This is a genomic window from Salinarimonas soli, from assembly GCF_008386575.1.
In the GTDB taxonomy this organism is placed as follows: Bacteria; Pseudomonadota; Alphaproteobacteria; order Rhizobiales; family Beijerinckiaceae; genus Salinarimonas_A; species Salinarimonas_A soli.
This window is the reverse complement of sequence record NZ_VUOA01000030.1, coordinates 38,837-59,205: the sequence shown is the minus strand read 5'-3', so window position 1 is coordinate 59,205 and position 20,369 is coordinate 38,837. Positions and strand designations below refer to the sequence as shown.

Below are 20,369 nucleotides of genomic sequence, written 5' to 3'. Positions count from 1 at the left end.
TCTGCACCACGGCCTCGAGGATGGGCAGCATGGCCTGGAGCGAGGAGAGCTTCTTCTCGTGGATGAGGATGTAGGGATCGTCGAGCTCGGCGATCATCTTCTCCGCGTTCGTGATGAAGTACGGGGAGAGATAGCCGCGGTCGAACTGCATGCCCTCGACGACGTCGAGCTCGGTCTCGGCGGTCTTGGCCTCCTCGACGGTGATCACACCCTCGTTGCCGACCTTCTGCATGGCCTGGGCCAGCATCTCGCCGACGGTCTTGTCGCCGTTGGCCGAGATCGTGCCGACCTGCGCCACTTCCTCGTTGGTCGAGACCTTGCGGGCCCGGCTCTTGAGGTCCTCCACGGCCGCCGCGACGGCCATGTCGACGCCGCGCTTGAGGTCCATGGGATTCATGCCGGCGGCCACGGCCTTGGCGCCCTCGCGCACGATGGCCTGGGCCAGCACGGTCGCGGTGGTGGTGCCGTCACCGGCGAGGTCGTTGGTCTTCGAGGCCACCTCGCGCACCATCTGGGCGCCCATGTTCTCGAACTTATCGGCAAGCTCGATCTCTTTGGCGACCGTCACGCCGTCCTTGGTGATGCGGGGAGCGCCGAAGCTCTTCTCGATCACCACGTTGCGGCCCTTCGGCCCCAGCGTCACCTTCACGGCGTCGGCGAGAATGTCCACGCCGCGCAGCATCTTCTCACGGGCGTTGGCGGAAAACCTGACGTCTTTGGCAGCCATGGGTGGCCTCCTGTTCTGGTCGATGTCTTGGTCGAATGGGGTCTTCAGGCGGCCTTGGCGGACGCGGCGGTCTCGACGACCACGCCCATGATGTCGGACTCCTTCATGATGAGGAGATCCTGGCCATCGATGCGCACCTCGGTGCCCGACCACTTGCCGAACAGCACCCGGTCGCCGACCTTCACGTCGAGCGGGTTGACCTTGCCGGTCTCGTCACGCGCGCCGGAGCCGACCGCCACGATCTCGCCCTCTTGGGGCTTCTCCTTGGCGGTGTCGGGGATGATGATGCCGCCCTTGGTCTTCTCCTCCGCCTCGATGCGGCGGACGACGACCCGGTCGTGAAGGGGACGGAAAGCCATGATGCTTCTCCTGGTCTGGAATGACGGGCACCCCTGCGTCGAGACGCCGGCCTGGCCTGGCGTTAGCACTCGACGCGCGTGAGTGCTAGGAGCGGGTGATAGATCGAACCGGGCTCCGGGGCAAGCCCAATCGTCGCGGCCCCCATGGCCGCCGAACCGGAAGGCTTATGGCCACGTTGACCCATATGGGCGCCCGCGCCAGGGCGCCCCAGCGTGGAGTCCAACGATGTTGAGCCTCGATGCCGTCGAGAGCGTCTGCGACCAGGCGCGCACCACCCTCGTCATCCACCCCGCGATCCGCCACGCCGTGCACGGCCACGAGGAGGCCTTCTATATCGGGCTGCGCCGCTTTCTCAAAGGCGAGACCGACGGCCGCCACCGCGTGCCCCTGGACACCGGCGGCCACCTCGAGCTCCGCTTCTCCAAGCGCTCCTCCCCGGGCGGCTACAACATCCTGCGGGTGAGCCCCACGAGCGCGGAGGGCTTGCGGCGCGCCAAGGAGGCGGCGCGGGGTTGAGGTGGCGGGTCATCGCTTAAGGGATCTGGCCGGGAAACATGCGTTGATCAGCCCCCGGCGGGGACCCTGGGGTCCATCGCAACGGCGCCTCTCTCGCCGGAGAGCCCGCGGCCGATCCAGTAGCTGTCCGCTCTGGCAGGGCTGGACGTCAGCCCTCACCATCGGCCTGTATTTGCGCCCGAGATGCATTTGCGATCTGGCCGGATACGCTCTCCACCAGCGCTCCGCAGGCTCGAAAACACAAAAGCCGCCCGGTGGGCGGCCTCGCGTAAGTCTGCGTCTCTGTAGCAAAGATTTGGTGGTGCACGTAGTCAGTAATGAACCCGTCTCTGGCCGGCATTCCCTGTGCGCAGGGAAAAGAACAGGGAAACCCCACAGAACCCGCCTTGCAGAGACGAGACCCGCGTGTGATCACCCCGTCGGCTCAGTGCTTTAGCCCTCAATTCCCTACACGCCCGAACAGGGAATGGCACCAGCGCCAGCAGGGATCCGGACACGCCAACCAGGGAACCGCCGCTGCCAGGCAGAGCATGCCAGCTCTGCCACTTTCTTTCGGCGTGTTCGGTTGTCACGGGATAGAATGCCCCGGCTCCTTGCCGCTCTATCGGCTCATCGCCTCACCCAACACGAGAGATGAGTCATGACCTACCCCAGCATCGAGCACCGCTCGCCAGACAGCCTGCGTCCTTCAGCCCACAACGCCCGCACCCACTCCAAGAAGCAGATCCGGCAGATCGCCCGAAGCATCGAGGAGTTCGGCTTCACCAACCCCGTCCTGATCGGCGAGGACGATAGCATCGTTGCCGGCCACGGCCGTGTCGAGGCGGCAAAGCTGCTGCGTCTCCCCTCCATACCGACCCTCAGGCTCGCCCACCTCACCCCCGCTCAGCGCCGGGCTTACGTGTTGGCCGACAACAAGCTCGCCCTCAACGCTGGCTGGGATCGTGAGATCCTCGCCATCGAGCTGCAGGCCCTCGTCGAGCTCGACTTCGACCTCGACATCACTGGCTTCAGCGCAGCCGACATCGACATCGTGCTCGAGGACGCACGCGACGCCTCGCCCGAAAGCCCGTCGGAGCCGGAGGACGCACCACCTCCGCCTGCTGCTGGTGCGGCTGTGACCCGCCGCGGCGACATCTGGCAGCTCGGACGTCACCGCCTGATCTGCGGCGATGCTCGCGAGCCTGGAACCTTCCAGGCTCTCATGGGTCTTGAGCGCGCTCACCTCATCTTCACCGACCCACCTTACAACGTCCCCATCGACGGGCACGTCTGCGGCCTCGGAGCGACCCGCCATCGCGAGTTCGCCTGCGCCTCGGGCGAGATGTCGGCCCCTGCCTTCACGGCCTTTCTCGCTCAGACACTCGGCGCTGCGGCGGCTCATGCCGCTGATGGCGCGATCGCCTTCGTGTGCATGGACTGGCGGCACATGGGTGAGCTGCTGGCCGCAGGCAGCCAGGTCTTCTCCGAGCTCAAGAACCTGTGCGTGTGGAACAAGACCAACGGCGGCATGGGCACATTCTACCGCTCCAAGCACGAGCTGGTGTTCGTCTACAAGGTCGGCACGGCGCCCCACACCAACACCTTCGGCTTGGGCGACACGGGGCGGTACCGCACGAACGTGTGGGACTATGCTGGGGTGAACACCTTCCGAGCCGAGCGCGAGGCGGAGCTTGCCATGCACCCGACCGTCAAGCCCGTGGCGCTGGTGGCGGACGCGATTAAGGACTGCTCGCTGCGAGGCGAGATCGTGCTCGATCCGTTCGCGGGTTCGGGCACGACCCTGATTGCGGCCGAGCGGACGGGGCGATCAGCTCGAGTCGTAGAGCTTGACGCCGCGTACTGCGACGGGATCGTGCGCCGGTTCGAGCACCTCACGGGCAAGGCTGCGCGGCTTGCGGGCACGGGTCTCACCGTCGAGGAGGTCGAGGCGGAGCGCTCGACGGCTGATGAGGTCGCAATCGAGCGGGAGGATGCACGATGAGCCGGTCTCGTAAGGCTGATGCCTCGGGCACGTATGAGGTCGGATACGGCAAGCCGCCGCAGCACACCCGGTTCCAAAAGGGACGCTCCGGCAACCCGAAGGGCCGACGCCGGACAGAAGCGGTGGGCGATGTTCTGGAGCAGGAGCTCGGCCGTCTCATCGACGTGCGCCAGGGTGACCGCTCGGTGCAGCTCACGGCGCTTCAGGCCCTAGTGCGAACCACGATCGCATCAGCGCTGAAGGGCAACGCGCCGGCCCAGCGTGCCTTTCTCAAGCTGATCCAGGACCGCGCACGGGAGGAGCAGGTTGCGCAGGCTCAGTTTGTTCAGAGCGCGGTGGCGTTCCAGGTCGAGGCTGAGGCCGAACGTGAACGGCGGGAGGCACGCGGCGAAGCTGGGCCAAGCCCCGTCGACGCGAGCTTGGTACGGGTGGACCTTGCGACGGGTGAGGTGGAAATCGACCCTAAGCTGTTGGTACGGCGACCAGCCGAGTCCTGAGGATCAGCATCGCGACTGCCGACGAGCACGGATCGCCCATGCTCGCCACAACTCTGGAGTCAACCTATGCCCCATTACCGCTCTGGCCCTGTCTTTGTTCACGGGAGACGCCCTGCATCCCTTCGCAAGCAGGCCAGACGGCCTGTGACAGCACGAGGCAGGCTCGCCATTCTGGCTCAAACAGCTCTGCTACGGGCGCTCACCGCGCGACTCACTGCAGGCGACCTACAAGTCTCTCAGCAACCGGCACAATCTGAAAAGCGCACTGTCTACGACTTTTCGGATGAAGAGTTATTCGCGATCCTTGCTAAACAGCGGGATGGAGGTGCATAGCATTCAGCACGGCCCTTCGCCGAAGCGCCCTGCCAGACCTTCCGACCGTTTGCCTGGCAGACTGCTCTCCAGTCCCAGCCTAGGCTAGTGAAGCAGCTTGGTTCATCTTGAGCCAGTAAGCCTCGATGCGTTCGACCATCGCCAGGAGAGCCTCGGGTTTGGCCGGCTTCACCAGGTAAGAATTGGCGCCGAGATCATAAGCCCGCCCCAGGTCAGTGTCCTCTTGCGATGACGTCAGGATCACTACGGGAACACGTTTAAGTGTCGGATGCCTCTTCAGCCAATCCAAAACCTCGAAGCCGGAGCTTCGGGGCAGCTTGAGATCAAGGAGTACGACAGCAGGAAAAGAGGGTCGGGCCTCCTCGGCTAATCCCTTCAATGCGGTGAGAGCCTGGTCGCCATCCTCGGCAAACCGGATCTCGGCGGCAACCTTCGCCTTCCTGAACGCTCGTGAGAGAAGTTCACGATCGTCCGCGTTATCCTCGACGATGAGGACCAGTTTCTCGTCGCTGTCCATCCGATCACTCCTCACCTGCGCGCCCAAGTTCGATCCAAAAGCTGCTGCCTTGCCCTGGCGTAGAGTTCACCCCGGAGCGCCCACCCATCCGATCCAGGCTGCGGCGCACGATGGCGAGGCCGATACCGGTACCCGGGTAGGTCTCGGCCCCGTGGAGGCGTTCGAACGGGCGGAAGATCCGCTCCTGATGCTCGAGATCGATCCCAATTCCGTTGTCTTCGACGTGCAGCCGCACCATTGAACCATGCCGCTCGGCTCGGATGCGCACCTTAGGCTTCGCGCCAGACGCCGTGAACTTTATGGCGTTGAGAATAAGGTTCTCGACGGCTTGGCCTAGGATGGCAGCGTGTGCGGTCACCTCGGCCAGAGGTCGTTCCACGTGGACCTCTGCTCCTGCCTCGGCAAGGCGCTCAGCCGATCGTGCGAGCACACCATCGACGACGCTTTCGAGCGATACGGGGCGCAGGCGCACCTCCTCTCGGGCAAGGCGGCTGTAAGACAGGATGTCCTGGATCAGCTCCTCCATCTGGGAGGCTGCCGCGCCGATGCGCTGGGTGAACCGTTGCCCCTCCTTAGGGAGAAGTGACCCGTAATCCTCACTGAGGGCGTCAGCATAGCCGTGCATCGCGCGTAGAGGCGCTCGCAGGTCGTGCGAGATCGTATAGGCATAGGCATCGAGTTCGCGGTTCGCTTCCGTGAGTTGAAGGGTTCGCTCCTCTACTTGATGCTCCAGGTCACGCCGGAACCCTCGCTCAGCTGCAAACAGCTTGGCGTGAGTTTTCTGGCGTGCAAACCACAGCGCTGCAATGACTGCGCTACCGAGCGCAAGGAGAACCGTCAGACCGGCGTAGCGCGTCGCCCATGTGGCCCGGCTCTCGAGGGCTCCCGTCCGCGCCACCAGCCTCGCCCGCTCGGATTGCTCGAAGGCCTGAACCCTCGTGGCGATCTCCTCCATCAGCCGCTGACCCTCGTCGGTGCGCACGACCCTGAGCGCGGCGTCGAAACTCTGTCCGCGAAGCTCCACAGTGCGTGCGAGTTCCCCGAACTTGGCTTCGATGAGCGGCCGCATCTCGGCAAGGCGCTGTCGCTGATCCGGCGCGCGCACCAGGGTGTCGAGGTCCGTGAGGGTCGACCAGACGCGCGTCACGGCTTCCTCATAGGGCGCGAGATAACGCCGCTCGCCCGTCAGGATGTAGCCGCGTTGACCGGTCTCAGCGGCGGTGACCTCTGCCCTGACCTGCGCGATGTGCCGGAGAACGGTGTTAGTCTCGAAAGCGAGCAATCGACTTTCGGTCAGGCGTGAGAGGCTGAGGTTCAACAGCAAGGCGGCCGCAGTCAGGAGGGCCGCAGTCACCACAAGCGCTCCGGGGCCGACCAGCGCACGCCAGGGGGCCTGGCCAGGGAACCGGTCGCGGTCCTCGCCATTGGGGGTGACGGGCCGGGGGTTCTCTGTTCTACCCTGCGCCTGGTCCAAACCGGTGATCCCTGGTTACCGCGATGGGCAGATTGGCCCCTTGCACCGTGTCGTCAACATGGAACCCCGCCGCATCCTCCTCGTCGACGACGATCCTGACATTCGTGACCTCGTACATCGAACCATCGGGCATGAGTTCCCGGCGGCGGAGATCCGCGAGGCCACCGACGAGGGAAGCCTGAACGGTGCCCTGGCTGGGTGGGTTCCCGATGTTCTGATCACCGACTTCGATCTTCGCTGGTCCGACGGCCTCAAGGTCTTCGAGTGGGTCAAGGCGGCGGCGCCGGCGTGCTGCACCGTGATGTTCACGGGAACGGGTGACGAGGATCTTGCCGTACGGGCCATGAAGCAAGGCTTCGACGACTACATCGTCAAGCGCTCCAGCCAGCTGCGGCGCCTGGCGGCAAGCGTGCGCATCGCTTATGACCGGCACCGCGAGCGCCGGGAGCTCACCGAGAACCGCGATCTCGTCCTCAAGGAGCTCTACCACCGCCTGCACAACAACCTTCAGATCGTCGTGAGCCTCATGCGCATGACGGAGAAGGCGATGATGGATCTCGAGGCCCGCCAGCAGCTTGCGGATCTCAGGCGACGGATCCAGGCTCTGACGGCATTGCAGGAGGAGTTCTACCGCTCGCAGGACTTCCGGCGGGTTGATTTCGAAGCCTTCCTTGAGGGCTTGGCTAGAAACCTCGTTGGCTTGGCTGGGGGACGTATTGGGCTTACAACGGAGATCGCGTCTACACATTTGACAGTCGATGTGGCAGCGCCACTCGGGCTCATCGCGAACGAACTCATCACGAACGTTCTCAAACACGCCTTCCCGGAGAGCGCTACTGGCAATCTCCTCGTCAGTTTGGAGCAGCAGGCTGGCGAACTCGTTCTCACGATCAAGGATGATGGCGAAGGAAGCCGCGGCAAGCAGTCCTCGGGCGGTGGCCTCGGCGCACGCCTGATCGAGCGGCTGGCCGAGCAGATTGGTGCAGGGGTCGAGATGAATTTGAGCGATGCAGGAGTGACATGCACGGTGCGGCTTCCCTCATGACTCGCTCACTTCGCGTCCTCGTCGTCGAGGATGAGGCGCTCGTCGCAGATTACGTGGCCGACATCATCGAGGATGCAGGCCACACCGTTGCTGGCGTCGCCGCGACGGGCGAGAAGGCCATCGAGCTGCTAGAGAGCGCCTCGATCGACCTCGCCGTTCTCGACATCACGCTTCGCGGGCCGATGACCGGCATCGACGTCGCTTCGACCGCTCGTGCATGCGGAGTGCCGCACCTATTTATCACCGGCTCAGGCGATCCTTCTACGCGCGCCGCGGCCGAAGAAACTCAGCCTCTCGGGTTTCTGCTCAAGCCGTTCAGCGGCGAACGATTGATTGAAGTCCTCATGGCGGTGATAACCTCGGGGCACGAACCATTATGATACCGCCTAACGCATCCAGCTCCAGGTTCCTCGGCGGTGCTGGCGAATGCTCTGGGATCTATGGCACAGGTCGCAAGCGCCTCAGCTTCTTGCAGCGAATACCCAGGTGAGCTCCCTCTGAATTTACCTCCATTGATTAATGCCAAGTGTTGATTTTCACAACCCGGGCCCTGTCAGTTGGACGTATGCGGGTTTGTCAATGGCGACCATCATTTTCGTGATCAACTCTAGGGCAACCTGTTAACTCCTCGGGTTCAAGACTCCTGAACATCCGCCGGGATTGGGAACGTCCGTGTCCGAGCGCCTCCTCGTAGACTTCGCCGAGATCGCATCCGATTGGTTCTGGGAGATGGATGCTGACCTGCGCTTCTCCTATTTTTCGGCCCGCATCAAAGAGGTCACCGGCGTTGACCCCGAGCATGCCATTGGGAGAAGCCGCTTTGATGTCGCCGCGAATGCCGAGGATCGCGCTTTCTGGCGGTCCCATTTCGATGACCTGCTCGCTCGTCGCGCGTTCCGCGACTTCGTCTACCCGTACCAGAGCAGCGACGGCCGGACGCTCTGGTTCAAGATCTCGGGCCAACCGGTTTTTGCCCCCCTCACAGGTGCCTTCCTGGGCTATCGAGGGGTCGGCTCGGACATCACTCTAGAGCATGAGACCCGGACTGAGCTGGAGCGGACCATCGGGGCCCTGAATGCCACGAACCGCGCTTACGTCAGCGTCAATGCCGAGCACAAACGCCAGCATGCCCGCCTTCTGGAGCAGGAAACGGCTCTTCGAGACCAGACGGCTCTCCTCGAGGCAACCCTGTCCAATATGGATCAGGGTCTCATGATGTTCGATGCCGGCGGCCGGGTACTCGTTTACAATCAGCGCGTCCTCGACTTACTCGGGTTGCCCGAGGACCTCATGGCATCCAAGCCGACCTTTGCTACCATCGCCGAATTCCAGCACCGCTCCGGCAGTTTCCGAGCCGACGACGCCTTCAGCCAACACCTCGGCACGGCAGGGTTGGAGGCGGTGCAGTACGGCTCGTACGAGCGCACGTGCCCGGATGGAACGGTGCTGGAGGTCCGCACCGTGAGGCTACCCGGTGGTGGCGCCGTCCGCACCTACACCGACGTGACCACGCGCAAAAGGCAGGAACTCGCCCTGCGGGAGCGCGAGGACGAACTCACGACGCAGAACCTGCGTTTCGATGCGGCACTCAGCAACATGCCCCATGGGCTTTGCCTCTTCGATGCTGGGGGGCATCTCATCCTGTGCAATGCCGCCTACGCCCGCATGTACCGGCTTCCCGAGGCGCTGACGCGCCCGGGGACGCAGGTGCAGGACATCCTGGCGTTCCGGCGCTCGATCGCGAATGCGCCCGTCGACGCCGAGACCTATGTCGAGCAGCATGTGGCAGGCGCATTGGCGGGCACTGCCCAGAGCTTCAAGGCGACGCTTCAGGATGGCCGCATCGTCCAAGTCACCTACAACCCGATGGCGATTGGTGGATATGTTGCGACCCATGAGGACGTCACCGAAGCGATCCTGGCGGAGGCCCGGATCGCACACATGGCTCGTCACGATGCGCTCACCGGACTACCGAATCGCACTCTGCTCAGGGAGCGCATGGAGGAGGGACTTGCGCGGGTGCGACGCGGCCAGGGCCTTGCCGTTCTCTGCCTCGACCTGGATCATTTCAAGGCCGTGAACGATACGCTCGGCCATCCTGTCGGCGACTTGCTGCTCAGGGCAGCGACCAAGCGGATCAAGGAATGCGTTCGCGAGACGGACACGGTCGCTCGCCTCGGCGGTGACGAGTTCACGATCCTGCAGGCGATCGACCGCCCGGAGCAGGCCGGGTTACTGGCCCGGCGCATTATAGAAGTCCTGCGTGCTCCCTTTGGCATCGAGGGCCACCAAGTGGTGATCGGGACGAGCGTCGGTGTGACATGCGCTCCGAGTGACGGGCTTGATCCCGACGTCCTGCTCAAGAATGCCGACATGGCACTCTACCGCGCGAAGGCAGACGGGCGGGGAGCCTGTCGCTTCTTCGAGCCTGCGATGGACGCGCGCTTGCAGGAGCGGCGGCGGTTGGAACTGGATCTCCGGCGCGCCCTCGCTGCCTCGGAATTCGAGCTTTACTACCAACCGCTGGTAAACGCGCAGAGCAGCGAGATCATCGGGTTCGAGGCCCTCCTGCGCTGGAATCATCCCGAGCGAGGCCAAGTGCCGCCGGCCGAGTTCATTCCGCTCGCTGAGGAGATCGGCCTTATCATCCCCTTGGGCGAGTGGGTGCTTCGAGACGCGTGTCGGGAGGCGGCGGCTTGGCCCAGAAAACTGAAAGTTGCCGTGAATCTCTCACCAGTTCAGTTCAGAAGCCCCACCCTCCTTCATACCGCTGTATCGGCCCTCGGGATGTCCGGTCTGTCGCCGCACCGGCTAGAGCTCGAGATCACGGAGTCAGTGCTGCTGCACGATAGCGCAGCCACCCTGGCGCTCCTGCACCAGCTCCGTGCGCTCGGGGTCCGGATCGCGATGGACGACTTCGGGACGGGCTACTCGTCCCTGAGCTACCTTCGCTCATTCCCGTTCGACAAGATCAAGATCGACCGCTCGTTCGTGCGCGAACTCGGTGAGAAGTCGGACTGCCTAGCGATTGTGAAAGCCGTCGCTGGACTTGGCGCCAGTCTTGGCATCACCACGACAGCCGAGGGTGTGGAGACACCCGAGCAACTGGATCGCGTTCGCGAGCAGGGGTGCACGGAAGTGCAGGGCTACTTGTTCAGTCGCCCGCGACCGGCAAGCGAGGTACGGGCACTGATCGACTCAAGATCCACTTGGGTCGGCCAAGCCGCACGAGGTTCAGACCGACAGGGCACTCTTTAGTGAGGCGGACTGAGAGCATGGCTTGGTGCCACAATCGGGACTGACACGCGGAACACAGTACCGCGGCCGACTACGGACTTCACGCTGACCTCGTGACCGAGCATCGTCGCGGTCTGACGGACGATCGCCAGCCCCATGCCGAGCCCGTCCGACTCCTCCGGGTTGAGCTGATGGAACGCGTCGAACACACGTTCCAACTTGCCCGGCGCGATCCCGATACCTGTGTCCCACACCTCGATCAGCACTGCGCTGCCGCGGCGTCGGCACCCGACGAGGATGCGCCCACCGGAGAGTGTGTACTTGATCCCATTGCCGATCAGATTGCGCATAATCGACGCAAGCATGGCCGGATCAGTAAACCCGCACAGCGAGGTCGGGGCCAGCTTCAGCCTCATCGCTTTCAGCTGGAGGTGCGGCTCCCACTCGGCGACAACTTCCGCGATGAATGGTTGCAAAGCCACCCTCTGCCATCTCGGCGCTCCGCCTCCTAACCGAGCAGTTTGGACGAGTTGATCGAGGTCGGAGCCAAGCTTGTCACATGCGTTGAGAGCAGTTCTGACGAGCGCTGCGTGAAGCTTATTCAGAACTTTTGGCTGAGCGACCTCAAGCGCGAGGCTTATGGTTTGCAGCGGTTGCTTCAGATCGTGTCCTGCAACAGCCATGAGACGGGCGCGATCCACGCTGACCCGTTCGACTTCGGCCAGATTACGACGCAGTTCAAACAGCGCCATGGTTTGATGTGCGAGAGCCATGAGCGCTTCACCTTGCTCGGGACTCAAACGGCTTACTTTGTCGTCGAGGACGCAGAGAGTTCCGAGCGGATAGCCGTCCGAGGTTTCGAGGATGGCACCAGCATAGAAGCGTAGGCGGGGCCCGCCGGTTACGAGCGGGTTGCATGCAAAACGAGCATCCCGAGTTGCATCCGGTACCACAACGAGCCCCGATTGGAGGATTGCATGAGCACATATAGACACGTCGAGCGGTGTCTCGCGGACGCCCAAACCGACCTCTGCCTTGAACCACTGCCGTCGTTCGTCGATTAGGTTTATGACTGCGATGGGCGCGTCACAAATGTGTGCTGCCAAGCGGGTAATATTGTCAAAAACGGCTTCTTCTGGGGTGTCTAGGATCCCGTAGCGACGCAACGCAGCCAGACGTTGCTCCTCGTTTGCAGCGAGTGGTGCTTTCATTGCAGCAAATCATCCCGCGGGGCGGCTTCGAGCAGCCGTCCTCGTAGCATAACTGCAGCAGGTAGGCGGGGAAAGACGCGCGTGAAAGCCAATAGGCGGTCGCGAGTCAGCATTCCAGAACACGGGATAGGGTTAAGCCCCTAGGCCGACCATGTGGAGTTCTCTCCGTTCAACAACAAAGCGAGATGCTAGGTTTCAGAACTTCTATGAGGCTTACGACGAACCTGAGAGCCTGTTCAAGAGGATCCGATGCGCACCGGCAACCTCGATAATCGCAAGATCAAGCTGTCGCCGCGCCCTTAGATGGTCAACGCGGAGCACGTCGATTGCCTCGTCAAAAGCACGCGACTGAATCGGAAAGACGCCGGCCTCCTGCATCTCACTCCTGAGCGCAGCGCCTGTCGCGGCAGCCGCCTCGAGCGCTTCGCCCGCCTTGATAAGCTTCGCGCGCGCAGCCGCGAGCTCAAGGATCAGCTCATGATGTGCGGGAGACTTGCTCGTCACGAGCGCGACGAGAGCCCGCCTCTCGTCGACGATCGTAGGGTCGTGTGCGATGTTCGTCATCACGCGGCCCGGATACCAGAGAGGAAGCTCGACACCTCGCGGCTCAGGTTTGCGGCATTGCGCGACAGTTCGCCCGCCGCGGACAATACCTGCGTGGCGGCGCTGCCGGCCTGGGTAGCCGCCTGCTGAACCTGCCCGATGTTGTGTGTGACGTGCTCCGTCCCCTGGGCAGCCTGTGCGACGTTGCGGGCGATCTCCTGAGTGGCGACTTGCTGCTCCTCGACCGCCGCGGCGACGCTCACCGCGACATGATGCATGCTCTCGATGGACGAAGTGATCGCGCGGATCGCGTCCACCGCCTCGTTCGTGGCGCTTTGAATGTGGCCGATCTGCCCGGAAATCTCGTCCGTCGCGCGCCCGGTTTGGCTTGCGAGTTCCTTGACTTCGGCTGCAACCACGGCAAAACCCCGGCCCGCTTCGCCGGCTCGCGCGGCCTCGATTGTTGCGTTCAACGCCAGAAGGTTTGTCTGCCCGGCGATGTCGCTGATCAGCTTCACCACATCACCGATCTTCTGCGCACTCGTGGCAAGAGCTTGGACGGTTTGATTCGTCCGCCGCGCGTCTTCGACGGCGCGAGATGCAGCGCTCGTCGTCTGGGTGACCTGTGATCCGATTTCTCCTGCCGACGAGGCAAGTTCCTCGGTGGCAGTCGCAACAGCCTGGACATTCGCAGCAGTCTCCTGAGCCGACGCGGCCACCATCCCGGACTGCTGGTTGGTTTGTTCAGCCGTCGAGGACATCGAGCGCGCTGTCGCCTCCATTTCGCTCGCGGCAGCAGTGAGGTGCTCGACGAGGCCGCCCACCTTCGTCTCGAAGCTGTTGGCAAGCTCCGCCATCGCCCGGCGTTTCTCGGCAGCGGCGCGAACTTCGAGAGCTTTGGCTTCCTCCGCAAGCGCGAGGCGCTCGATCGCGTTCTGCTTGAACACCTCGACGGCTTTCGCCATGGCTCCCACTTCGTCCCGACGCTCGAGACCGTGAACCTCGACGGTAGTGTCGTTGTTGGCCAGACGATCCATGATCCGCGTCGTGCGGCTGATCGGGACCGCGATGCCGCGATACAGCGAGTAGCCGGCGAGGACGGCAAGGAGCAGCATGCCGATCAGGCTCGCAACACTGGTCGTATACGAAGATGTGAATGCGGCTTGTGCCTCTGCCTCACGCCTTTTGAGCAGATCGGCTTCAACGTTCTTGATCTCGGCAGCCTTGGCCCGGATTGCATCCATCGCGGCCTTACCGGCGCCGGACACTTCCATAGCGCGGGCCTGCTCGCGGCCGGCCTGGCTCGCCATAAGGGCGATCTCTTTTTCAGCCACGTCCTTGCGCCAGGAGACCGCATGACGGTTGAGCTCGGCCAAGCGCTCCTGCTGGGCCGGGTTGTCGGCCGTCAGGCGCTTGACCTTCGAAAACGCCGTGTCATACGCCTCCGTCCCCGCGCGGAAGGGAGCAAGGAACCGCTCCTCGCCAGACAGAAGGTAGCCGCGAAGGCCGGTCTCCTGATCCACCATGGCGGCGCCGATCTGGCTCATGCCGTCGAGAACGTCGTGCGTATGCGCCGTCCACTTGTTGGTATTCTCGATGAAGGTCAGGTTTCTGTAATTCAGCGTCGTCGCGATCCCGACGACAACGACGAGCGCCGTAAAGGCTGCAATCAGTTTCTTTGCGATCGAAAGATTCGTGAAAAAGGACATCGTAGCCTCGTGACGACGGGGGATTTTTGCTGGCGGCTGGTCTCGCCCGCAGATGAGACAAGCGACCTTGCGCCGGCATACGAGAACACAGACATCGTTAAGAAGACATTATTTCCCTCGAAGCATCGCTCATAAAATGCGCTCGTTGAGAGATGCTGAAAGGGTGGGCAGCGGCCTGAGCGTCGAACGGTCTCAGGCGGCCAGTGATGTGCAATAGACGGCGCTGGTGCTTCACCTGCTAGGAAGGATCTTGGCAACGAGACCAGCGGTCAGGATCCGATCGCCATTCTCGTCCCGCACTGTCACCAGCAAGCTCTGCTCGTCGCCGGCGGACAGGAGATCAGAGGCAATGTGGCGAAGTGCATCGACCGCCCGCGTACGAGCGGCTTGAGCGTCAGCCAGATCATGCCCGCTATCGTCTGTGTTGATGTGATCACCGTCAGCAATATCGAAGTAGAATCGTGCCACTTCACAGCTCCTCTCACCCGAAACCAACGCTATACCGCCCGCGCAATCCGCATAATGGTTTCCGCTGACGCGAGGTGGACGACGAGACGCACCCTCGGTCTTAACGCCGGATGACTGCCGGAGGTTGGGCCCCCGTCACTACTGGGCGATAGCGAGGCGACTCCGTAAATCCTTCAGCATCATGCGGCGCGATCGCCGCCCGCCATCAGCCTTCGAGCTCCCAGGCGGTCAACAAAAGGGTTGCTCGGGGCAGCTCCCGAGACGCCCTCAGGTGAGAATGGCTTGCATCAAGTGCAGGTCAAATCAACCACGCGCTTCACGCAGCTAACCGGTACCCTGCATCTGCTAGCCGAGCGCATAGAGCCTCGATTTCAGCGTCGTCAGGAGCGCGCCCGTCATTGAGCTCGACAAACTCTCGCGGCAGTGACCCGAGGTTTTCCTGAAGGAAGCGGAGGGCAGTCAGCAGGGCATCGATCTCAGACCCAGCGACCATGATGTTGACCATGAGAAAACTCCGTTTCGGTGACGGCATCGCCTCGCGGTTGAGCTCCGCGTAGGGAAGCCGGCAGTTCACCATTCTCCTCTTGATAATTCGTTTACCACTCGAAGTCGGCCTGCCGATCGACTGCGCCACTCTGCGTGTGCGAGAGGCTAGCCTGTGACAATCGTGTGAGCGCGTTCACAACCGTTCCGCTTCCCAAATCACCGGGAGCCGTGTGCCTGCTACCTGACGTATGGGCAACGAGAGTGCCATGAGGATCCTGCTCGTCGAGGACGACTTCCTGGTTCGGGACACGATCGCATACGATTTGCGGGAGCGCGGCTATGTGGTGATTGAGGCCGAGAGCGGTGACGAAGCCCTCCTCATCTGCCGAGGCGCGGAGTTCGACGTGCTCGTGACCGACATCCGGATGCCGGGTAAGCTGAACGGGTGGGACTTGGCGGAGTCCTGCCGCGAGAGCCGGCCAAATCTGCCAGTAATTTACACGACCGGCTATTCCGATGTGCCATCGCGCCATGTTCCTGGAAGCCGGTACTTCGGCAAACCGTACCAACTTGAAGCTGTCGCCAACGCGATCGTCGAGCTGACGTCACGGAGGTAACCCCGCGCCTTGAACAACCCGTGATGTCGGCAGGCAGGTGTTCCCGACGCTTAGCCGCAGCGGAACGCCAGGGCCGCCGGTTCCATCGCGCTCAAGCGGCACGGCTTGCCGAGGAGGTACCCCTGTCCTCTCTCCACGCCTAAGCTCTGGAGCGTCCGCAGTTCCTCGACAGTCTCGATCCCCTCCGCCACGATGCTGGAGTTGGTCTCACGAGCAAAGTGGATCATCGCGCTCGCCAGGGCGCGTCGCGCACTGTCCCCGTCGATGCCGCGCGTCAGGCTCATATCCATCTTGATCGCATCCGCTGCGACCTGAACAATTTGCTGCAGGCCTGAATAACCGGCGCCCGCATCATCGATTGCAATCTTGACGCCGTGGCCGCGCAAGGGGGCGAGCGCACGGTGAAACGCTGCATAGTCGCCGATCGGGGCGTGCTCCGTCACCTCGAGGGTCGTGCGGTTGAGATATTCCGGGTCGAGCACCTCGTGTAGCCGACCGCTGACGATGAGTTCTGGCGAGGCGTTGAGCGACATGTCGACCCCGGGCGGCAGCTCGCCAAAGCAAGCAACGGCAGCCCTGATCGCACCAAGCTCGAACTCGACGCCCAGACCGACATCCGCCGCATCCTGGAACCACTTGTCGGGGGACCGGTATGGGTCGGACTGCACGCGGCATAGCGCCTCAACAGCGACCGTTCGCATCGAGGCGAGATCAATGATGGGCTGGAACACCATTTCGTATCGACCGAGCCCGATGACACGCTCAACCGCGTCGCGTTTGGCCGAACGGGCCCTTCGATCCTCGATTTCCGTGTGGACTTGCTTTGTTGCGAGCCCGGCGAACACCCGCATTGTTTCCAGGTCACGCTGGTTGAGAGTGGGGTTTGGGCGCGGGCTCAAGCAGCAAAACATCCCGAATGGCTGGCCATCCGGCATTCTGATGGGAATGCTGACATGTGAGCCGATCGGCACCGCGTCGGTGATCGGCATAGCTCGTGCGAACGGCTCTAACGACGTGTCGGGGATGAGCTCCGGTAATCGGCCCTCGACGATATGGTTGCAGTAGATGTCGTCGAGGTCGTGGCTGTCGCCGACCTTGATGAGGTGCTCGAGACCCGGCGCGTCGACGCGCCGGAAGACCGACCTGCCGTCAACGAACTCTGAGAAGTAGGCAATTTCCATACCCAGATGCATCCGGATCGCGGTAAGTGCCTCCTGAATGATGTCGCCGGAGTCGGCACGCTCGATCGGCAATTTCTGTAAGATTTCAATCAAGGACGTCATGGCGCAAACCTGTTCGGACTGGGAGAGCTTGGGAAGGCGCCCCCTAACGAATGATGAATTAGGTGGTCTGAACTCAGCGACGGGGCTCCACTGAGACCGTGTGCCGCAGAATGCTTCCGGTCGAAGTGGGTTCGAATGAGTGACGGGCGGCGCACCGCTTGTTAGCGGCAGAGAGCCTCGATCGAAAAGAAGGTGATCTAAGCGCGCAGGAAGTGCTGGACTGTTCGCGAGAGCAGAGCGTGTGTGGTGTCGGACGACGCACGTAGGAAGATGCCATGCCCCAGCCAAATCGTCTCTGCCCCTGGCTACTTAATTGTTGTCAGACAGATCCGTCACGGCTCGGGGCGCTAGGGCAGCACGCTACCCCGGCTGCAAGACGGGGCTCGGCTGCTGCCGCCCGTTACCAAGTTCCGCACAAGCGCGACGGCTAACGCCCACTACTCACCCACATACACCTGACGCTCCGCCCCGTGCCGCTCACGCGCTCGGGGCTTGGGCCAGTGACAGCGCCAGCCGTCGCTAAGCTCAAGGATCCTGCCATGACTGCCTTAACCCCGCTCACCGACACACAGCTCCTGCTGCTCTCGCGCGCCTCCCAGCGTGATGACGGCCTGCTGGTCCCCGTCGACACCCTACGCGGCGGGGCTGCCCGAAGGGTCGCCTCCAAGCTGCTCATCGCGGAACTCGTGGCAGAGGTGCCGGTCGGGCCTGATAACCCGCACTGGTTCCGGGACGAGGTCGCAGGCCGCTGGGTCGGGCTGAAAGTGACCCCGGCCGGATTGCGCGCTATCGGCATAGAGGCCGCCGGGCCCGATGGCGCTGAGGCGAGCCTCACCCCGGAGCCGATCATCCCCTCTATCCCCCGGCAACCCCGCCAGTCAGCATCGCCTCGCGAGGGCACGAAACGTGCTCTGGTCATTGGGCTCCTGGAGCGACCTGCGGGCGCGACCCTCGATGAGCTCGTCGCGGCCACAGGCTGGCTGCCGCATACCACCCGCGCAGCTCTGACCGGCCTGCGTCAGAAAGGGCTCACCCTGGCCAAGAGCCGCAACGAGGCGAGCTGCACCGCATACCGGATCATCTCCGACGTCCCCTCGCCGGAACCGGCCACCACGGCTGCCGACACCCATGCCGAGGAGGTATGACGATTATGCGCGCCACAGGTCTACCGGCACCAGGGCCAAACGCAGCAGGCGGCGAGTCCTCGACCAACGAGATTATAGCGGCCGAGGTGTCCGCCCTCGGCGACCTCGACCTGCATGCCCTGCGGGTCCGCTGGCGCAAGCTGTTCCGCAAGGAGGCACCGGGCCACCTGACCCGCTCACTGCTCCTTCGTATCCTGGCCTACCGGGTCCAGGCGAACGCCTTCGGTGATCTCGACCGAGAGACACTACGCTTCCTCGACCGCATCGCACGCGGGCGCCGGGCTGGCGAGGCTACTCCCGTCCCACCGGTGGCCGAGACCCGGACCCTCAAAGCAGGCTCCCAGCTCGTGCGCGAGCACGATGGCGTCATGCATCGGGTCACGGTGGTGGAGGGCGGCTACGCCTGGGAGGGCACTACCTACGGGAGCCTGTCCGAGGTGGCCCGTGCGATCACCGGCACACGCTGGAACGGCCCGCGCTTCTTTGGCCTGCGCGACAGGCCCACTCGCACCAAGGCGGGAGGTGCGGCATGAAGGCCCACGCCCCACCCCAGCTCCGCTGCGCCATCTACACCCGCGTCTCGACCGACCATGGGCTCGAGCAGGAGTTCAACTCGCTCGACAACCAGCGCGAAGCAGCTGAAGCCTACGTCAAGAGCCAGTCGCATGAGGGCTGGCGCTGCCTGCCCGAGCGCTATGACGATGGCGGGTTCTCGGGCGGCACGATCGACAGGCCTGCCATGCAGCGTCTCTTGGCTGACATCCGGGCCCGGCGTATCGACGTGGTGGTGGTCTACAAGGTGGACCGCCTCACCCGTTCGCTGGCCGACTTCGCCAAGCTCGTCGAGCTGTTCGACGCGCATGGCGTGAGCTTCGTGTCGGTGACTCAGGCCTTCAACACGACCAACAGCATGGGGCGGCTGACCCTCAACGTGCTGCTCTCGTTCGCGCAGTTCGAGCGCGAGGTCACGGGCGAGCGCATCCGCGACAAGATCGCGGCCAGCAAGAAGAAGGGCATCTGGATGGGTGGGCATATCCCGCTCGGCTACAGGGTCGAGGCGCGCAAGCTCCTGATCGAGAGGAGCGAGGCTGCGACGGTGCGGCTCATCTTCGAGCGCTACCTTGCGCTTGGCTCCCTGCCGGCGCTGCAGCGCGAGCTGCGCGAGCGAGGCGTCCTGACCCGCCCACGTTCCAGAGCGTCAGGAGCGACGGTCGGCGGCGTGCCGTTCACCAACGGCCCGCTCGCGCATGTGCTGCGCAATCGTGTCTACGTTGGGGAGATCAACCACAAGAGCCACAGCCACAAGGGCGAGCACGAGGCGATCGTCTCGCAGGCGCTGTTCGAGGCGGTGCAGGAGAGGCTTGGCGACAACCTCAACGGCAAGCGAGGTAGGGCGCTGGCGTCGGAGGCGATCCTGATCGGCCGGGTGTTCGACGACCGGGGCAATCGGATGACGCCGACGCACGCGAACAAGGGCGGCGTTCGCTACCGCTACTATGCTTCCTGCGTGCTCGCGCAGGGGCGCAAGGAGGACGCTGGCTCGGTCGCGCGGGTTTCAGCGCCGGATATCGAGGCGCTGGTCCTCACGGCCCTGAGGCAACGCCCGGGAGCCCTCGCCCTCTCGGATCGGGAACTGATCGACACTCACGTTGAGCGAGTCATCATCGGGGAGGGCGCGATTGAGATCGACTTGGCGGACGGCTCAGACCAGCTACGCCTTTCTTGGACCCGTCCTGCGCCAGTTCGCAAACGCCAGATCATCACGTTTAACACGGGAGAGGGACGACCGCGTCCGATCCGGGCCGAGGCGCGCGAGCGGCTGGTGGGCGCGATTGCAACGGCGCGGGCTTGGCTCGCCGAGATTATAGACGGGAGTGCCGAGAGCACGGCGATCATCGCAGAACGGGAGCAGCTGAGCGAGCGCTCGGTGCGGATGACCTTAGGGCTGGCATTCCTGGCGCCGGACATCGTCCGGGCTGCGGTGGAGGGGAGGCTCCCGCGAGGGGCGGGTCTGTCGAGCATGGTTGAGATGCCGACGCTGTGGAGCGAGCAGGAGCGGATGATGGCTGAGCACTGATGACCCAGCGGGTCTGTTCGGGAGGGCTGCTCCTGACCCGTTCTTCTCCTTCGGCACGTCGGTGTCGGGGTAATCTGATTAGCCCCGAAGGACCGAGGTTGGCCGAAACCTGCCTAGCTGCTTCGGAGCGCGTCGGGCGT

The 20,369-nt window shown here is 63.5% G+C and carries 19 protein-coding genes; 10 read left to right on the top strand and 9 right to left on the bottom strand.

Annotation, left to right across the window (positions count from 1 at the left end; all coding sequences use genetic code 11):
* Both groEL and groES read right to left on the bottom strand, forming a co-directional pair.
* The coding region (gene groEL, locus F0L46_RS17195) for a chaperonin GroEL (protein WP_149819788.1) at window positions 1-727 on the bottom strand (727 nt) is incomplete at its 3' end.
* A gap of 44 nt (window positions 728-771) precedes the next feature.
* A complete protein-coding gene (gene groES, locus F0L46_RS17190; protein ID WP_149819786.1) occupies window positions 772-1,086 on the bottom strand; it encodes a co-chaperone GroES in 315 nt (104 codons plus the stop codon).
* A 226-nt stretch (window positions 1,087-1,312) separates the two neighbouring features.
* On the opposite strand from groES, the gene F0L46_RS17185 reads away from it, so the two are divergent.
* The 3 genes from F0L46_RS17185 (at window position 1,313) to F0L46_RS17175 (ending at window position 4,084) form a co-directional block, all read left to right on the top strand.
* Window positions 1,313-1,603, top strand: a complete 291-nt coding sequence (locus F0L46_RS17185; protein WP_149819784.1) for a hypothetical protein — start codon at window positions 1,313-1,315, stop codon at window positions 1,601-1,603.
* A 640-nt stretch (window positions 1,604-2,243) separates the two neighbouring features.
* A complete protein-coding gene (locus F0L46_RS17180; protein WP_149819782.1) occupies window positions 2,244-3,587 on the top strand; it encodes a site-specific DNA-methyltransferase in 1,344 nt (447 codons plus the stop codon).
* A complete protein-coding gene (locus F0L46_RS17175; protein ID WP_149819780.1) occupies window positions 3,584-4,084 on the top strand; it encodes a DUF5681 domain-containing protein in 501 nt (166 codons plus the stop codon). The genes F0L46_RS17180 and F0L46_RS17175 overlap by 4 nt, the downstream gene beginning before the upstream one ends.
* Window positions 4,085-4,496: 412 nt before the next feature.
* On the opposite strand, the gene F0L46_RS17170 is transcribed toward F0L46_RS17175, so the two are convergent.
* Both F0L46_RS17170 and F0L46_RS17165 read right to left on the bottom strand, forming a co-directional pair.
* Window positions 4,497-4,934, bottom strand: coding sequence for a response regulator (locus F0L46_RS17170; RefSeq protein WP_149819778.1), 438 nt, complete (start codon window positions 4,932-4,934; stop codon window positions 4,497-4,499).
* A 4-nt stretch (window positions 4,935-4,938) separates the two neighbouring features.
* Window positions 4,939-6,288 carry a sensor histidine kinase gene (locus F0L46_RS17165; RefSeq protein WP_188312020.1) on the bottom strand — a complete coding sequence of 450 codons (1,350 nt, stop codon included), beginning with the start codon at window positions 6,286-6,288 and terminating at the stop codon, window positions 4,939-4,941.
* Window positions 6,289-6,448: 160 nt separating this feature from the next.
* On the opposite strand from F0L46_RS17165, the gene F0L46_RS17160 reads away from it, so the two are divergent.
* The 3 genes from F0L46_RS17160 to F0L46_RS17150 all read left to right on the top strand — a co-directional run bounded on the left by F0L46_RS17160 (window position 6,449) and on the right by F0L46_RS17150 (window position 10,711).
* Complete coding sequence (locus tag F0L46_RS17160) at window positions 6,449-7,453, top strand: sensor histidine kinase (protein ID WP_188312019.1); 1,005 nt, start codon at window positions 6,449-6,451, stop codon at window positions 7,451-7,453.
* Window positions 7,429-7,833 carry a response regulator gene (locus tag F0L46_RS17155; protein WP_149819772.1) on the top strand — a complete coding sequence of 135 codons (405 nt, stop codon included), beginning with the start codon at window positions 7,429-7,431 and terminating at the stop codon, window positions 7,831-7,833. The genes F0L46_RS17160 and F0L46_RS17155 overlap by 25 nt, the downstream gene beginning before the upstream one ends.
* A gap of 292 nt (window positions 7,834-8,125) precedes the next feature.
* Window positions 8,126-10,711: a sensor domain-containing protein gene (locus F0L46_RS17150; protein WP_188312018.1), complete on the top strand. Its 2,586-nt coding sequence runs from the start codon at window positions 8,126-8,128 to the stop codon at window positions 10,709-10,711.
* Here F0L46_RS17150 and F0L46_RS17145 read toward each other — a convergent pair.
* The 4 genes from F0L46_RS17145 to F0L46_RS17130 all read right to left on the bottom strand — a co-directional run bounded on the left by F0L46_RS17145 (window position 10,708) and on the right by F0L46_RS17130 (window position 14,621).
* Window positions 10,708-11,901, bottom strand: a complete 1,194-nt coding sequence (locus tag F0L46_RS17145) for a GAF domain-containing sensor histidine kinase (RefSeq protein WP_149819768.1) — start codon at window positions 11,899-11,901, stop codon at window positions 10,708-10,710. The genes F0L46_RS17150 and F0L46_RS17145 overlap by 4 nt on opposite strands.
* A gap of 213 nt (window positions 11,902-12,114) precedes the next feature.
* Window positions 12,115-12,465: a hypothetical protein gene (locus F0L46_RS17140; protein ID WP_149819766.1), complete on the bottom strand. Its 351-nt coding sequence runs from the start codon at window positions 12,463-12,465 to the stop codon at window positions 12,115-12,117.
* On the bottom strand, window positions 12,465-14,153 hold the full coding sequence (locus F0L46_RS17135) for a methyl-accepting chemotaxis protein (RefSeq protein WP_149819764.1): 1,689 nt from the start codon (window positions 14,151-14,153) through the stop codon (window positions 12,465-12,467). Before F0L46_RS17135 ends, F0L46_RS17140 begins: the two co-directional genes overlap by 1 nt.
* Window positions 14,154-14,384: 231 nt before the next feature.
* Window positions 14,385-14,621: a DUF6894 family protein gene (locus tag F0L46_RS17130; protein WP_149819762.1), complete on the bottom strand. Its 237-nt coding sequence runs from the start codon at window positions 14,619-14,621 to the stop codon at window positions 14,385-14,387.
* A 752-nt stretch (window positions 14,622-15,373) separates the two neighbouring features.
* Between F0L46_RS17130 and F0L46_RS17125 the strand changes: the two genes are divergently transcribed.
* Window positions 15,374-15,724, top strand: a complete 351-nt coding sequence (locus tag F0L46_RS17125; RefSeq protein WP_240540038.1) for a response regulator — start codon at window positions 15,374-15,376, stop codon at window positions 15,722-15,724.
* Between the two features lie 50 nt (window positions 15,725-15,774).
* Here F0L46_RS17125 and F0L46_RS17120 read toward each other — a convergent pair whose 3' ends face one another.
* Window positions 15,775-17,007 carry a sensor domain-containing phosphodiesterase gene (locus tag F0L46_RS17120; RefSeq protein WP_149819758.1) on the bottom strand — a complete coding sequence of 411 codons (1,233 nt, stop codon included), beginning with the start codon at window positions 17,005-17,007 and terminating at the stop codon, window positions 15,775-15,777.
* A gap of 539 nt (window positions 17,008-17,546) precedes the next feature.
* On the opposite strand from F0L46_RS17120, the gene F0L46_RS17115 reads away from it, so the two are divergent.
* From F0L46_RS17115 to F0L46_RS17105, 3 genes are all read left to right on the top strand, one after another.
* Window positions 17,547-18,152, top strand: coding sequence for a DUF3489 domain-containing protein (locus F0L46_RS17115; RefSeq protein ID WP_149819756.1), 606 nt, complete (start codon window positions 17,547-17,549; stop codon window positions 18,150-18,152).
* A gap of 86 nt (window positions 18,153-18,238) precedes the next feature.
* Window positions 18,239-18,685 (top strand): DUF2924 domain-containing protein, encoded by a 447-nt coding sequence (locus tag F0L46_RS17110; RefSeq protein WP_240540037.1) that lies wholly within the window; start codon window positions 18,239-18,241, stop codon window positions 18,683-18,685.
* Window positions 18,682-20,229, top strand: coding sequence for a recombinase family protein (locus F0L46_RS17105; protein WP_149819752.1), 1,548 nt, complete (start codon window positions 18,682-18,684; stop codon window positions 20,227-20,229). The genes F0L46_RS17110 and F0L46_RS17105 overlap by 4 nt, the downstream gene beginning before the upstream one ends.
* The last annotated feature ends 140 nt before the right edge of the window (window positions 20,230-20,369 follow it).

What these genes read in the sequence shown, in the direction of transcription:
- groES (WP_149819786.1), bottom strand. Translation starts at nt 1,086, where the DNA reads ATGGCTTTCCGTCCCCTTCACGACCGGGTCGTCGTCCGCCGCATCGAG.
- F0L46_RS17185 (WP_149819784.1), top strand. Translation starts at nt 1,313, where the DNA reads ATGTTGAGCCTCGATGCCGTCGAGAGCGTCTGCGACCAGGCGCGCACC.
- F0L46_RS17180 (WP_149819782.1), top strand. Translation starts at nt 2,244, where the DNA reads ATGACCTACCCCAGCATCGAGCACCGCTCGCCAGACAGCCTGCGTCCT.
- F0L46_RS17175 (WP_149819780.1), top strand. Translation starts at nt 3,584, where the DNA reads ATGAGCCGGTCTCGTAAGGCTGATGCCTCGGGCACGTATGAGGTCGGA.
- F0L46_RS17170 (WP_149819778.1), bottom strand. Translation starts at nt 4,934, where the DNA reads ATGGACAGCGACGAGAAACTGGTCCTCATCGTCGAGGATAACGCGGAC.
- F0L46_RS17155 (WP_149819772.1), top strand. Translation starts at nt 7,429, where the DNA reads ATGCACGGTGCGGCTTCCCTCATGACTCGCTCACTTCGCGTCCTCGTC.
- F0L46_RS17145 (WP_149819768.1), bottom strand. Translation starts at nt 11,901, where the DNA reads ATGAAAGCACCACTCGCTGCAAACGAGGAGCAACGTCTGGCTGCGTTG.
- F0L46_RS17140 (WP_149819766.1), bottom strand. Translation starts at nt 12,465, where the DNA reads ATGACGAACATCGCACACGACCCTACGATCGTCGACGAGAGGCGGGCT.
- F0L46_RS17135 (WP_149819764.1), bottom strand. Translation starts at nt 14,153, where the DNA reads ATGTCCTTTTTCACGAATCTTTCGATCGCAAAGAAACTGATTGCAGCC.
- F0L46_RS17125 (WP_240540038.1), top strand. Translation starts at nt 15,374, where the DNA reads ATGAGGATCCTGCTCGTCGAGGACGACTTCCTGGTTCGGGACACGATC.
- F0L46_RS17120 (WP_149819758.1), bottom strand. Translation starts at nt 17,007, where the DNA reads ATGACGTCCTTGATTGAAATCTTACAGAAATTGCCGATCGAGCGTGCC.
- F0L46_RS17115 (WP_149819756.1), top strand. Translation starts at nt 17,547, where the DNA reads ATGACTGCCTTAACCCCGCTCACCGACACACAGCTCCTGCTGCTCTCG.
- F0L46_RS17105 (WP_149819752.1), top strand. Translation starts at nt 18,682, where the DNA reads ATGAAGGCCCACGCCCCACCCCAGCTCCGCTGCGCCATCTACACCCGC.